We start from the raw sequence: 14661 nt of genomic DNA, 5'->3' as shown, positions 1-14661 counted from the left end.
AGTTGGGTAGGTAAATGATGGATTTGATAATGAGAGAGATAGGTAAAAGGTTTTATCAATGACCTTGCGTTATTAAATATTTATACAAGGTGTTTAAGACTTACGAAGTTTCAAAAACTTCGTAAGTCGGGATGCTGATTAAAAGCAAGATTATTGAGGCAAATCAATGATGGTGGATTTAATAAATGGGTGCCATGTTAAGTGAAAAAAATGGGATCTATGAAGGAGAGATGACATTAACTCTTATTGTCATCCTGAGGAACGAAGGATCTTCTTCGATCAGCAAAGCGACGACTTTTCAACTGCAGAAGATTCTTCGCTCTCGCTACCCATGACATAATTAAAACCGGATGTTTTTCGCAGTAGATCAGCTTCGTGTGAAAACGGGCAGAACAGTGCGGGGAATGTGCGGCTGCAGGGGCATAGCAAGTTTTTGCAGAAGCTGGAGATGGGGCGAATCGGGGCAAAATAATTGCAGCCCGTGGTTCTGTTCGTTTTGCAGGGTAAAGGCCGGGCGGTGGACTTAGGGTAGGGTGTGCGCAAAGAAGCCTTTCTGCTGCAAGCCTTTTTGGGTACTTTTGTGGCGACAAAAGTACCTGGCCCCGCGCGGCCAGGAGCGCGACGATGTAAGTTCATTACAACAATAGTCGTTACCTGCCTTTGTGCGATTGCTTCGTGCCTCGCAATGACGTGGCGGATATGTCATTTGACCTTCACAGATCTCTATTTTCTTCCACTCAGAATGACAGACCTCCACTTCGAATTAAAACACCTCTCCCTCAAAAATCTGCAATAAATTTAATTTGCTACTTTTGAGGCTCGATAATATGCAGGGATTAATAACAAAATCAACCGGAAGCTGGTACCAGGTACAAACCCCCGATGGGCAAAAGATAGATTGCCGCATTAAGGGCAAGTTCCGTATAAAAGGTATTACTACGACCAACCCTATCGCGGTTGGCGACGTGGTTGACTTTGAAATGGAGCCAGATCGTGAAGACGGTGTGATCACTAACCTACATCAGCGGAAAAACTATATCATCCGTAAGGCGATTAACCTGAGCAAACAGGCACAGATAATAGCTGCCAATCTCGATCAGGCCATTTTGGTGGTTACGTTAGCCTCTCCCCGTACGTCCCTCGGTTTTATCGACCGTTTTTTAGTAACCGCCGAAGCTTACGATATCCCCGCGAGATTGGTGTTTAATAAACTGGACCTTTTCAGCGATGAAGGCCTGGAGATTTTAGCCGATTACAAGGCTATTTATGAAGATATCGGTTATCCCTGTTTTGAAGTTTCAGCCATTGAAGGCACAAATATCGACCAGGTACAGGACCTGCTGAAAGATAAGGTAACCCTGTTTTCCGGTCACTCGGGTGTAGGTAAATCCAGCCTAATTAATGCGCTGCTGCCCGAGCTTGAGCTACGTACCCATATGATATCCGACTGGAGCGATAAAGGCATGCACACAACCACCTTTGCCGAAATGTTTGAACTGCCACAGGGTGGCTTTATCATTGATACCCCCGGCATTCGCGAACTGGGCGTTATCGACATTGAAAAACCGGAGCTCGGCCATTTCTTCCCAGAAATGCGCAAACGCATGAACGAATGCCGTTTTAATAATTGCCGCCACATCAATGAGCCCGGCTGTGCCGTACTTGAAGCTTTGGAAGAAGGCGAGATTTCGCCGACTCGTTATGATAGTTACTTGAGTATTTACAACGGCAACGACACAAGAGCCTGATTTAGAAGCAAGACTGTTAGAGTCAGGAAGCAGGAAAAGGAATCAGGACTTTTAGAATCAAGAGACAAGAAAGCAAGCATTTTTTAAGCAAGGCCTCGTTAAAAAATATGTCATTACGAGCGCAGCGTGGCAATCTCGTAGCCAATGCATGACCGATCTGTATAGTTACGAGATTGCTTCGTCGTTCCTCCTCGCAATGACATTGTTTTTTAGGCTGATGATCACCTCGCTATTTTTAGGTTTACTTACTTCTTCGCCGTTTCCTTCACCAGCACATCAACAATAGCTTGTTTATTAGGCAGATATTTATTGGTCAAAAATAAGCCGCCTTTACCGGTAGCAGAGTTAAAGAACAAATATGTCCCAACGCCCGGATCATCACCATCATGGCCAATAGTGCCGTTGGTATATAAATTCCAGAAAATGCCTTTATTGCGGTAGGTTAAATTGATGTTTTTAGGAGGATGCTCTTTACTGAACTGCGCCGTAAACATGGCCTGATATGATGCTTCGGTTAGCAGTCTTTTGTCATGCCTGGCAATCGCCATTAAATACTTGCTCAAATCTTCAGGCGAAGTCTTGAGGCCACCGTCGGGATAAGTAACCAGGTCATATAACGGAAACCGGTTCTTGAGGTCGAGATACAAATAGGCGTGCTTTTTTAAATCTATATCTGATACATGCCAGCCTGAATGGTCCATCTTTAGTGGTTTAAGAATATATTTCCTGGTGAAATCCGCGTAAGTAAGTCCCGATTTAATCTCGATAAGATATGCCACCAGCGCCGAACCAATGTTGCAGTATGAGGACGTGCCTCCCGCGGGCCCTTCGCCAAAATTGGCTTTGCTGTAATACTGGCCTTGTGGCGATAAATAGTTAAAAAAGAATTGAGCCAGGGTAGTATCCTTTAGTTTATCGCCAAAGCCCATCTGATTCAGCGTGTTTACCGAAACACTGTCATAAGCCCTTAGTTTAGGATAAAAGTGATAGCTGTAGTGATAAATTTCGGGGTTATCAACAATGCCCGATGTGTGGTTGGTTAATTCCCTGATGGTTATTTTTTCGTTGGGATCATTAGGATTGGTTACTTTAAAAGGCAACACATCGTTAATGTCTGTTTCCAATGTAAAATACTTTAACTCGATAGCTTTCATCAAAGCAACGGCTATAACTGTTTTGCTCACCGAGCCAATGTTTTGAATAGTGCTGGCCGAATAGGGAACCTGGTTGGCAACATCGGCGTAGCCAAAACCATGCGAGTAGGTAATTTTACCACCATCGGTCATGATCACATACATACCGGGCAGGCTTTCATTTGTAAAGGCCTGCTGCAATTTGGTTGTTAAAGAATCTGGGTTGGTTTGTGCTGCAATAACGTTTGACAGCAGCACGAAGGTCAGAATGGAAAGAAGTGTTTTCAAGGTTTTATAGGTTTTCATATGTCTATATTACAACAAAGAATACGTAAACCCCTATCGGTTAATGGAAATTATTTTGCATGCTGATAAGATAGTTTTTGGCAAATAATCATTCAATAAAAAAGGCCTTGTGTTATTCACAAGGCCTCAGTATTTATTCGCCTAAAGCGGTTTTGAAATCTTCAAGTAAATCGTCAAGGTCTTCAATACCTACTGACAGACGGATCATACTTTCGGGGATGCCCATTTCGGCGCGGCGTTCGGCACCAAGCTCAAAGAAAATGGTTTGAGCAACCGGGATAGCCAATGTGCGCGTATCACCAAGGTTGCTTGATTTTACTACCAGTTTCAGTTTATTCAAAAATGCAAGGCAATCGATACTTTCATCCAACTCGATGCTCATCAAACCGCCGTAGCGGGCGAAGAGCTCGCCTGCCAAAGCATGCTGTGGGTGCGACTCGATGCCTGGATAAAACACCTTTTTAACCATCGGGTGATTGTCAAAATATTTAGCCAGCGCCAAAGCATTGCTGCAGGCACGGTCAAGGCGTAGAGCTAATGTTTCGGCACCTACAGAAATGCTGTGCGCAGCCTCTGGCGATAAAGTACCGCCGCCGTCACGCAAACCTTTCTTGCGGATCTGGGTCATGCCCAGGTTTTCCGGTTTAACAATTGCTTTAAAGCCTGGGAAAATGTTTGGATAATTTGCCCAGTCAAACAAGCCGGTGTTGGTTACCGCGCCGCCAAGGGCATTGCCGTGACCACCTATATATTTAGTAAGCGAGTTAATTACCAGGCTGGCTTTAACATTGATTGGGTTAAACAGATATGGCGAGGTCATGGTGTTATCAACCACGTACATAATGCCTTTTTCCTCGCACAGGTCGCCAATATTTTTAAGGTCGGCAATTTGAGTGGCGGGATTGGCAATGGTTTCAACAAACACCATGCGTGTATTTTCTTTTACTGCCGCGCGCACATGATCAACGTTGGTTGCATCAACAAAATCAATGCTGATACCCATATCAATAAAGGTTTGGAAGATGCTGCGGCTGTTACCAAACAGGAATGAGCTGGCTACAATATGATCGGTACCTTTAATAAGTGCCATCACCGTTGCCGAAATAGCCGCCATACCGGTTGAGAAAGCGATACTTGATACACTTTTTTCCATTTGGGATACCTTTTGCTCCAAAGCGGTAATAGTAGGATTACCCTGACGAGAGTAAGCATAGCCACTCTTTTTGTTCTGGAAAATATCAACCAAATCCTGCACATCCTCGTGCCCGTAGGTTACCGAAGTGTGAATGGGTTTATGTAACGAGCCGTGTTCGGGTTTGCCCAAACGGTCGGCATGTAATATGTTGGTAGTAAAGCCTCTTTTGGTACTCATTTTTTTATCCTATTAATTAGATATACATAATAGCGGTTGCGAACTTAATTAATTACGCCCTAATTAAACGAATGATAGGCCACGAAAATTCATTAACCGGCCGAATTGACACTAATGTTATCAAAATAGTAGCCGGAAATTTGCGAAAATCGTTTTATTCGTAAAAAATTAATGTTCGATAATATATGAGAGCTGTTCTGCAACGCGTTACCCAGGCAAGCTGTACTGTTGATGGAAAAGTCACAGGTGAAATAGTCGCCGGCTTTTTGGTTCTATTAGGCATTGAAGATGCCGATACTGCCGAGGACCTGCATTGGCTGGCTAATAAGATAGTAGGTATGCGTGTTTTTAGTGATGAGAACGGCCTGATGAACAAAGCCCTTGCCGATATTGATGGCGATATTTTGCTCATCTCCCAGTTTACGCTTTTTGCACAAACCAAAAAGGGCAATCGCCCGTCGTTTTTAAGGGCTGCTAAACCCGATAAGGCAATACCAATGTATGAGCAGATGATCCAGGCACTTGAAACGCTAACCGGCAAAAAAGTAGCAACCGGTATTTTTGGCGCGGATATGAAAATCAACCTGCTGAATGATGGCCCGGTCACGATTATCATGGATACCAGGGATAAGGATAATCATTAGAAATGATCACTGTTGGGATGGCTACAAGTGCTACAAAAAAATAAAAATATTAACGTATAAGTTATATTTTTATAACTTATTGTAATCCGACTTAAACCAGTTCAATGAGTAAAATTAAAGTTGAGGGTATTGAGATTTCCTTTTTTTCTGTTAATGAGAGTGATTTTATCTCTTTGACGGACATGGCTAAAAGCCAGCATGAAAATATTATTATCACAAAATGGCTTAGTTTAAAAAACACGATTGAATATTTGGGCGAATGGGAGATCCTTTACAATAAAGATTTTAATTATACCGAATTCGGTATAATTAAAAATGCGGCAGGTAGTAACAGTTTTGTATTGTCTGTAAAAGAGAGGATACAGAAAACAAATGCAGTTGGGATAACTGCCAAAGCCGGAAGATATGGGGGCACTTATGCTCATAAGGATATAGCCTTTCAATTTGGAATGTGGATAAGTCCTCGATTTCAACTATTGTTGGTAAAAGAGTTTCAAAGATTAAAGGAAGAAGAACAAAAGCGGCTTGGATCAGAATGGGATTATCGTCGCTTTTTATCAAAGGCTAATTACACTATACATACTGCCGCAGTTAAAGATTTTGTTATTCCAAAACTAAATATTGAAAAAGAGAAAGAATGGCTGATTTACGCAAGTGAGGCCGATTTATTAAGTGTTGCCGTATTTGGTTATACTGCGAAGCAATGGCGTGAAGCAAACCCCAAGCTTCATTTGAAAGGGTTAAATATGCGAGATTTAGCAGATGCCCATCAATTACTTGTTCTTTCAAATCTTGAAGGTTACAATGCTATATTAATTGAACAAGGGATTGAAAAACTCCAACGCCTGCTTTCATTAAAAAAAGCAGCAGAACAGCAGATCAAAGCATTAAGAAACTCCATTTATACGGAGGAAAAAATTCAAAGCCCGTTTTTACCGGATAGAAAAATCAAGAACGAGTAATAAAGATGCCCTCTGCAGCCTCATTAAAAAAAATACGTCCTATACAGCTTGTCGCTGTTATTTTCTTTACTGTATCCGGCGGCCCTTATGGCCTCGAGCCGTTGTTAAGCTATGCCGGCGATCATGGGGCATTGATCATTCTGCTAATAACCCCGTTGATGTGGGACGTTCCGGCCATATTTACGGTGCTTGAACTGAATAGCATGATGCCGATAACCGGCGGCTATTATAAATGGGTGAAATATGCATTGGGGACGCATTGGGGTTTTATTGAAGGCTGGTGGACATGGCTTTATACTTTTGTAGATCTCGCTATTTATCCTGTGCTGTTTGTACAATATGCCGGTTTCTTTTTTCCCGAGCTGTTAAATTTTCAGATCCCGGTTTGTTTGGTGATCATCTGGGCATCGGCAGGCTTAAACATTTTGGGTATTATGCCCGTTGGGAAGGTTTCGGTATTTTTGAGCGCAGCAGTGCTTGCCCCAATCATATTGCTGATAGCATTGGGTATATACCACCATAGCGGTGCAATGCATATTCCGGCAACTTCGTTGAAAGGGCTAAGTTTTCCATCATTCGGGATGGCGTTATATACTGTAATGTGGAACTGCCTGGGTTGGGACAACGTAACTACATATGCCGAAGAGGTTGAAAAACCGATACGCTCTTACCTGGTTTCTATTTTTACCGCTTTTGCTCTGGTAATGGTGATATACTTTTTTGCCATTTGGGTTGCTCAGCAATCGGGCATTAATCATGATACCTTAACCGATAGCGGCTTCCCGGCATTGGGTGTGCTTGTTGGCGGGCATTGGCTGGGGATAGTTGTGGCAGCGGGCGGCATGGCCAGTACATTAGGTATTTATACCGCGGTTTTGTTATCGGTATCGCGCGTGCCGCAGGTTATGTCCGAAGATAATTTACTGCCCAAAGGACTCAACAGGCTTCACCCTCGTTTTAAAACGCCGTTTATCTCCATCATTATCTGCTCCATAGTTGTAAGCTTTATGGTGTTATGGACTTTTGCCGACCTGCTTATTATTGATGTGACGGTTTATGGTGCCGGACTTTCGTTAGAGTATATCGCGCTTATAAAACTCCGTATTAAAGAGCCCTTAAAGGAAAGGCCTTTTCGCATTCCGCTTAGTGTTACAGGGCTTTGCCTGGTTTTGTTGTTGCCATTTATTGTTTACAGTGTGGCGTTGGGTGGGGCACTAAGCTCAACACCCAAGGCACTTTCTGCAGCCATATTTGCGTTGGTGGCTTTATCAAGCGCGGAGGTGGCCTGGCAACTGATCAAGCTAAGCAGGCCCGAGTTGAAGCTTAAAAAATAACGGTAAATGAATAATTCCGGCTAAAATCCTCCTCGTGGAGGGGGCCCATTGGATAATTGCCGGGGATTTGTGTAAATTCGGTTCTTTCTCAAAAATTTCTCATCAATATGAAAATCAAACACAGATACCTAATGCTCTTAGGCGGTCTTGCTATTTTTGCAGGCTGCCAGAATAACAAAAACGTACCCGCCGAAAAAGCCATTACCGCTGCCGAAATCAAAAAGTATATCTCGGCATTGGCTAATGACTCGATGATGGGCCGCAAGCCTTTCACCGCCGGGGAAGACAAGGCTATCAAATACATCTCCGAGCAATTTAAGGCAGCCGGACTTGAGCCGGGTAACAACGGAAGCTATTTTCAGGATGTACCCATGGTGCAAATCACCAGTACGCCATCGCCTGTAATGGAGATCACCGGCGGTAAAACCCAACTCAGCCTTAAAGCTACTACTGATTTTGTGACGTTCAGCCGCCGTGAGGTTGATTCGGTAACGCTTAAAAACTCGCCGCTTGTTTTTGCGGGATATGGCGTTGTTGCGCCGGAATATCACTGGAATGATTATGCCGGCCTTGATGTTAAAGGCAAAACCGTTGTGGTGTTGGTAAACGACCCTGGATTTAAAAATGGTGATCCTACATTTTTCAAAGGCGATACCATGACCTATTACGGCCGCTGGACTTATAAGTATGAAGAAGCTGCCCGCCAGGGAGCAGCGGGAGTGCTCATCATTCACCAAAAAGAACCGGCAAGTTATGGCTGGGAAGTAGTGGCTAACAGTAATACCGGCGCCAAACTTTACCTGCAGCAAAAAGATAAGCATATGAACCGTTGCAAGGTTGAAGGCTGGATCACCGAAGATATGGGTAAAAAGCTATTGGCTGAGGCCGGCATCACAGGCGATTTTCGTGCGCTGGCCCGCAAAAAAGATTTTAAGGCTATCCCGCTAAAACAGTCTGTTAACCTCACTATTACCAACCAGTTGAAGTACTCTACATCGCACAATGTTATAGGGACGCTCAAAGGCAGTTCCAAACCGGATGAATATATCTTGTACACAGCCCATTGGGACCACCTTGGGGTAGGTAAGCCCGATGCCAAAGGCGACAGTATTTATAATGGCGCTGTTGACAATGCCGATGGCGTTGCAGCTATCATAAGCGTAGCAAAAGCTTTCAGCAAGGCAAAAGAAAAACCAAAACGCTCTATTGTGTTTTTAGCAGTTACAGCCGAAGAGCAGGGTTTACTGGGCTCAGAATATTATGCCACTCACCCGATTTTCCCGGTTAACAAAACCGTTGCCGACCTGAATATGGACGCCTTGGGTGATTATGGCGAAACCAAGGATATCGCCGTAACCGGTAAAGGTCAGAACGAACTGGAAGATTATGTTGATGAGATTGTTAAAGCGCAAGGCTTGAGCACAGTTGGCGACAGGCATCCCGGTTCTGGCAGTTACTACCGGTCAGATCATTTTAACTTTGCTAAAGTGGGGATCCCGGCACTTGATATTAACAATGGAAGCATCAGCGTAATACATGATGGCAGTTATGGCGAAGCCAAACAAAAGGACTATGGCGATAACCGTTATCACCAGCAGGCAGATAATTATTCTGACACCATGGATGCTACCGGTATGGCGCAAATAGCAAATATCCTGTATGAGGTTGGCACCAGGCTAAGCAACGAAACAACTTTCCCCGGTTGGAAAAATGGTTCGGAATTTAAAGCGATAAGGGAGAAATCGATGAAATAAAGGTACAGATGTCATTGCGAGCGAAGCGTGGCAATCTCGTAGCCAATGCATGTCCGATTTGTATTGCTACGAGATTGCTTCGTCGTTCCTCCTCGCAATGACATGATTTTGCTTGTTTATATTCAATAAAAAAAAATCCACCCCGTAACAGAAGGTGGATTTTTTTATTGATATATAGTGAAACTATACCCTTAAAGGGATTTAGTTGCTCATTTTAGCGATGTTGAAGCTTTCGTAGGCCATTTGCCTGTTGTAATCATTGGCGATGGTTTTATAGTTGATCAGGTCGACAATGGTACCGATGAAACAGAAACCGGCGGTGAAAAAGTAAAGGATCCCCATACCAATCTGATCTGTCATGAAGCGTTGTACGCCGGATACACCGAGGAAACCGGCAAGCGTAGCGAACATGATATCTTGCGGGTTGCGCCTTTTACTGGCATAAAATGACATAAAAGTACGGGCATGGTCTTCTGTTAGTGAGGCAGTAGCCTGTTGCAGAAATGTATATTCTTCGGAAGTGATACCGTCGAATGACATATATGGATTTTGATAAGCGTTCATCTCAGTAAGTTTTAAAGTTTGCGATTGTTTTATGATATAAAGGTACAGCAGTACCCAGAAAACGCCTACTGGAGATAGGTTAGCGGAGATAAGTAGTCGGTGAAATGACGGGTTTTGACGGTGAAAAGTAGCGGGGAAATCTTACCGATGGGTAACTAAAGATGTGTCATTGCGAGCGAAGCGCGGCAATCGCACGGAAGCAAATCCGCCCTGTATAGCACGCGATTGCCACGTCGCGTCCATGCGCTTTCCCGTTGAGATCCTCTCAATGACATGTTTTTTGGCCTTAAGTTCGCGCCGGAGTTAATAACACACTCTATAAAAATCAAGTCAGGCTCTTAAACTGATTTCTCTCCATCAATCTCGCTTTAGTAAGTACATAAATGCGGTTGAAGATCACGGCTGCGGCAGGGATGCCAAGCCAGTGTGCACGGAACGAATTGCTGATATCGCCGTGAAAAAGATAAATAATACTATGCCCCAGGCCACAGCCCGGGCACCAGCCAATGCCCATCAGCTTGAGCGGACACAGCGTAAAGTGCGAGGCCTCCGTTGGCGAACTCATAGCCAACGAAAGCATCGCTGCTGTCCAGAACAATAGTTCGAAATATTTTGAAAAATAACGCTTAATCAAGTTTATTTGCTTTGTTGGCGAACAATAATGATACCGCGAAGGCGAGCAGCACCCCAACTATCAATGCACCAAAAATCCGTTCAGAAAAATCCTTTATGTTATCGCCCGATGATGATACGTAGCTGATATAAAGGATTGAACCAAAAACGGCTATGATACCGCCTACTATTAATATTTTAAAACTCTGAAAAAGGGCTTCTAAAAACCCCATCTGGCCGTTACAGTCATTTTTTCGATAGCTCATGATACCGAAGAAAAGCCCGATGGCCGGTATTATAAATGAAAAGTATTCGGCCGGGGATACCACATCTTTTTGCGGCATAACGCCTAAACGCGGCATGGCAAAAATCCAGATAATACTTAGTATTCCAATAATGCCCCCTGATAAAACTGCATTCTTCATAATTATAAATTTATATAGGTTTATAAGTGCGTCTATGCTTGTTTACACGCATAAATTTATCATTAAAAAGTAAATAAGTCTGCATATTGTTTTCATTAATTTTTACCATAACGCTTTTTAATTTGGTTTTTCTTTTTTACTTATCTTTGCGCCGATTTGAATATCCGTGATATATTAGACAGATACAAAGCTGATGACCGGATCAAAGCGTTAGCTACCGCGCTTAACGCGTCAAAAAATCCGAGAGTGCAGTTACGTGGTTTGGTGGGATCAAGCGATTCGGCCATGGCGGTAGCATTGTATTTTCTGCAGCATAAACACATGGTGTTTGTACTGCCCGACCGTGAAGAAGCGGGTTATTTTCAGGCCGACCTGGAAAACCTTACCGGTAAAGAAGCTTTATTATTTCCTTCATCGTACCGTAAGCCATTTGAATTTACCCAGCCAGATAGCAGTAATGTGCTTGCACGTGCCGAGGTTTTGAATGAGCTTAACCATAGTACAGAGTATGGCCAGCTGATTGTTACCTATCCCGAAGCCCTGGCCGAAAAGGTTATAGATCGTTCCTCACTCGAAAAGAACACGCTTGAAATTGCTGTTGAAAATAAACTCAGCATCGATTTTATCAATGAGTTTTTGATTGAGTACGATTTTGAGCGGGTTGATTTTGTGTATGAGCCGGGGCAATTCTCCATTCGTGGCGGTATCGTTGATATCTTCTCGTTTTCGCATATGCTCCCTTACAGGGTAGAGTTCTTCGGCGATTACATTGAATCCATCCGTACGTTTGAGATCGAGAGCCAGCTGTCGGCTGAGCGGGTTAAAAGTATAACCATTGTACCTAATGTACAATCTAAGTTTTTAACCGAAAATAATATCTCCCTGCTGGAATATGTTGAGCCTGGCACGCAGGTGTGGATAAAAGATGTTCAGTTTACGCTGGATATTATCCAAACCGGGTACAAAAAAGCGGTAAACCTGTGGAAAGCACTATCTGCCGATGAGAAAGCTCAAAACCCGGAATGGATTGACCCTAAGTTTGGCTTTACCGACGAAAAGCTGATTGCCGATCAATTACATGATTTTCCGGTGGTGGAGTTTGGTAAGCAGTTCTTTTATCATGATGCTACCGTTGTCAATTTTGATATGCGGCCTCAGCCATCGTTCAATAAAGACTTTACACTGCTCATTCATAACTTTAAAAACAACGAGGCCGAAAAGATTGAGAATTTCATCCTGACCGATTCGGCCAAGCAGGTTGAGCGTTTATATGCCATTTTAGATGATCTGGATAAAACCGTAAAATTTACGCCTATCAGCATTTCGGTACGCGAAGGTTTTATCGACCAGGAACAAAAACTGGCCTGCTATACCGATCACCAGATTTTTGACCGTTACTATAAATATAAAACCCGCAAGGGCTATCAGCGATCACAAGCCATCACCCTTAAAGAACTTCGTGACCTTAAACCCGGCGATTACGTTACCCATATAGATCATGGCATAGGCAAATATGCCGGCCTGGAAAAAGTGGATGTAAACGGCAAACAACAGGAAATGATCAGGCTTATTTATGCCGATAATGACCTGTTGTATGTGAACATCAACTCGCTTAACCGAATCTCTAAATTCAGTGGTAAAGAGGGCTCCGTTCCTAAAATGAATAAGCTGGGTACTGATACCTGGGAACGCCTCAAAAAAACAACAAAAAAAAAAGTTAAGGACATAGCCCGTGATCTGATCAAGCTTTACGCCCTCCGTAAAGCCCAGCACGGTAATGCCTTCTCGCCCGATAGTTATCTGCAAACCGAATTGGAAGCCTCGTTCCTTTACGAGGATACGCCCGATCAGGAAAAGGCAACGGCCGATTTCAAAAAAGACATGGAATCGCCACACCCTATGGATCGCCTTATTTGCGGCGACGTAGGCTTTGGCAAAACAGAAGTAGCTGTTCGCGCGGCTTTTAAAGCCGTTGCCGATAGCAAGCAGGTGGCCATATTGGTACCTACAACTATCCTCGCGGCACAGCATTATAAAACTTTTACCGACAGGCTCAAGGGTTTTCCGGCTAACATTGATTATGTAAACCGTTTCAAGTCAACCAGGCAGATCAAGGATACCTTAGAGAAACTGAAGGAAGGCAAGGTTGACATCATCATAGGCACCCATCGTTTGGTAAGCAAGGATGTGAAGTTTAAAGACCTTGGCCTGATGATCATTGACGAGGAGCAGAAGTTTGGCGTATCAACCAAAGAAAAGCTGAAACAGATGCGCGCCAATGTGGATACGCTTACATTAACTGCAACGCCAATCCCGCGTACGCTACACTTTTCGTTAATGGGCGCACGTGACCTTTCTATCATATCAACGCCGCCGCCAAACCGCCAGCCGGTTGTTACCGAATTGCATGTTTTTAATGATAAGCTCATTAAAGAGGCCGTTGAATTTGAAATAGACCGTGGCGGACAGATCTTCTTTATTCATAACCGTGTGGCCGATTTGCCGCAATTGGGAGGTATGATCCGCAAGCTGGTTCCTAAAGCCCGTATAGGTATAGCCCACGGGCAACTGGAAGGTGACGATCTGGAAGACGTGATGTTGAAGTTTGTGAACCACGAGTATGATGTATTGGTGGCCACAACAATTATTGAGGCCGGGTTGGATATTCCTAATGCCAATACCATCATCATCAACTACGCCCACATGTTTGGCCTAAGCGATTTACACCAGATGCGTGGCCGTGTGGGTAGGAGCAATAAAAAAGCATATTGTTATCTGTTAAGTCCGCCACTGTCAACACTTACCAGCGAGGCCCGCAAACGTCTTAGCGCTATTGAAGAGTTCAGCGACCTTGGCAGTGGTTTCAACGTAGCTATGCGAGATCTGGATATCCGCGGTAGCGGTAACCTGCTTGGCGCCGAGCAAAGCGGTTTCATTGCTGAAATTGGGTTTGAAATGTATCACAAGATACTGGACGAGGCTATTCAGGAGTTGAAGGATGATGAGTTTAAAGATGTATTTCCGGAAGATAAACCGCGGCCATACATTTCTTTCACACAGATAGATACTGACCTGGAGATCCTTATCCCTGATGAGTATGTTACTAATCTATCTGAACGATATAACCTGTATACCGAGCTTTCTAAACTGGAAAACGAAGTTGAATTGAATGCTTTCAGGCAAAAACTGCATGACCGGTTTGGCCCTGTTCCATCGCAGGTTGATAGTTTGCTGAATACCATGCGTTTACAGTGGCTGGGTAAGGCAATTGGATTTGAAAAGATCTCGCTCAAGAAAAACGTGTTGAGAGGGTATTTTATCACCAACCAGCAGTCAAGCTATTTTGAAACAGAAGCTTTCCGTAATGTGCTCGATTTTGTAAAAAATAATCCAAGGCGTACTAATTTAAAAGAGGTTAAGAACACGCTTCGTTTGGGCATTGAGGGTATTGATAGTGTTGATGAGGCGGTGAGGATGTTGAGTGAGGTGGCTGGGATAGCATAATTACCCTTTCATACTTTTCCCGTTGCTGTGTCCGCATGGCAACACTGCTTTTAATACAACGAGTTGGCGTGGAGAGACGCCAACGGGGAGTAAAAATGTGCCTTGATACCCCCACCTCCGGTTGCCGTGTCCTCACGGCAACTTTTTAGAATTGAGGGAATACCAATTTAGTTTATCAGGTATGTTGTCGTGAGGGCACGACAACCTGGGCGGAGAGGGGGCATGGTGAATTTAATAAAAAAGCTATCGGATTTATCCGATAGCTTTTTTATTATTTTATCCTGTTGCCGTGTCCTCACGGCA

General features: G+C 43.8%; 11 protein-coding genes. 6 read left to right on the top strand and 5 right to left on the bottom strand.

Annotated elements, in window-relative coordinates; translation table 11 throughout:
* Window positions 1–827: 827 nt before the first annotated feature.
* Window positions 828–1748: a ribosome small subunit-dependent GTPase A gene (rsgA, locus tag EAH55_RS01960; protein WP_121808272.1), complete on the top strand. Its 921-nt coding sequence runs from the start codon at window positions 828–830 to the stop codon at window positions 1746–1748.
* Window positions 1749–1993: 245 nt separating this feature from the next.
* On the opposite strand, the gene EAH55_RS01955 is transcribed toward rsgA, so the two are convergent.
* Together EAH55_RS01955 and EAH55_RS01950 are read right to left on the bottom strand one after the other, a co-directional pair.
* The gene (locus EAH55_RS01955) at window positions 1994–3187 is read right to left on the bottom strand and encodes a serine hydrolase domain-containing protein (protein WP_121808271.1); all 1194 of its coding nucleotides are present in this window, start codon (window positions 3185–3187) and stop codon (window positions 1994–1996) included.
* Between the two features lie 133 nt (window positions 3188–3320).
* A complete protein-coding gene (locus EAH55_RS01950; RefSeq protein ID WP_121808270.1) occupies window positions 3321–4559 on the bottom strand; it encodes a cystathionine gamma-synthase family protein in 1239 nt (412 codons plus the stop codon).
* Window positions 4560–4744: 185 nt separating this feature from the next.
* Between EAH55_RS01950 and dtd the strand changes: the two genes are divergently transcribed.
* The 4 genes from dtd (at window position 4745) to EAH55_RS01930 (ending at window position 9253) form a co-directional block, all read left to right on the top strand.
* Window positions 4745–5203 (top strand): D-aminoacyl-tRNA deacylase, encoded by a 459-nt coding sequence (gene dtd / locus EAH55_RS01945; RefSeq protein ID WP_121808269.1) that lies wholly within the window; start codon window positions 4745–4747, stop codon window positions 5201–5203.
* 104 nt (window positions 5204–5307) lie between these two features.
* Entirely contained in the window at window positions 5308–6165 is an 858-nt protein-coding gene (locus EAH55_RS01940; RefSeq protein ID WP_121808268.1) for a KilA-N domain-containing protein, read from the top strand.
* A 5-nt stretch (window positions 6166–6170) separates the two neighbouring features.
* Window positions 6171–7499 carry an APC family permease gene (locus EAH55_RS01935; protein ID WP_121808267.1) on the top strand — a complete coding sequence of 443 codons (1329 nt, stop codon included), beginning with the start codon at window positions 6171–6173 and terminating at the stop codon, window positions 7497–7499.
* A gap of 107 nt (window positions 7500–7606) precedes the next feature.
* On the top strand, window positions 7607–9253 hold the full coding sequence (locus EAH55_RS01930; RefSeq protein ID WP_121808266.1) for a M28 family metallopeptidase: 1647 nt from the start codon (window positions 7607–7609) through the stop codon (window positions 9251–9253).
* 201 nt (window positions 9254–9454) lie between these two features.
* Here EAH55_RS01930 and EAH55_RS01925 read toward each other — a convergent pair whose 3' ends face one another.
* The 3 genes from EAH55_RS01925 to EAH55_RS01915 form a co-directional block, all read right to left on the bottom strand.
* The gene (locus EAH55_RS01925) at window positions 9455–9817 is read right to left on the bottom strand and encodes a TM2 domain-containing protein (RefSeq protein WP_121808265.1); all 363 of its coding nucleotides are present in this window, start codon (window positions 9815–9817) and stop codon (window positions 9455–9457) included.
* A gap of 325 nt (window positions 9818–10142) precedes the next feature.
* Window positions 10143–10451: a DUF2752 domain-containing protein gene (locus tag EAH55_RS01920; protein ID WP_244228077.1), complete on the bottom strand. Its 309-nt coding sequence runs from the start codon at window positions 10449–10451 to the stop codon at window positions 10143–10145.
* Window positions 10444–10854, bottom strand: a complete 411-nt coding sequence (locus EAH55_RS01915) for a DUF4199 domain-containing protein (protein ID WP_112568296.1) — start codon at window positions 10852–10854, stop codon at window positions 10444–10446. The genes EAH55_RS01920 and EAH55_RS01915 overlap by 8 nt, the downstream gene beginning before the upstream one ends.
* A gap of 156 nt (window positions 10855–11010) precedes the next feature.
* On the opposite strand from EAH55_RS01915, the gene mfd reads away from it, so the two are divergent.
* On the top strand, window positions 11011–14358 hold the full coding sequence (gene mfd / locus EAH55_RS01910) for a transcription-repair coupling factor (RefSeq protein ID WP_121808263.1): 3348 nt from the start codon (window positions 11011–11013) through the stop codon (window positions 14356–14358).
* Window positions 14359–14661: the final 303 nt, after the last annotated feature.

This window comes from Mucilaginibacter kameinonensis, from assembly GCF_003675385.1.
GTDB lineage: Bacteria > Bacteroidota > Bacteroidia > Sphingobacteriales > Sphingobacteriaceae > Mucilaginibacter > Mucilaginibacter kameinonensis.
The sequence above is the reverse complement of the archived record's forward strand: the minus strand, read 5'-3'. Positions and strand labels throughout refer to the sequence as shown.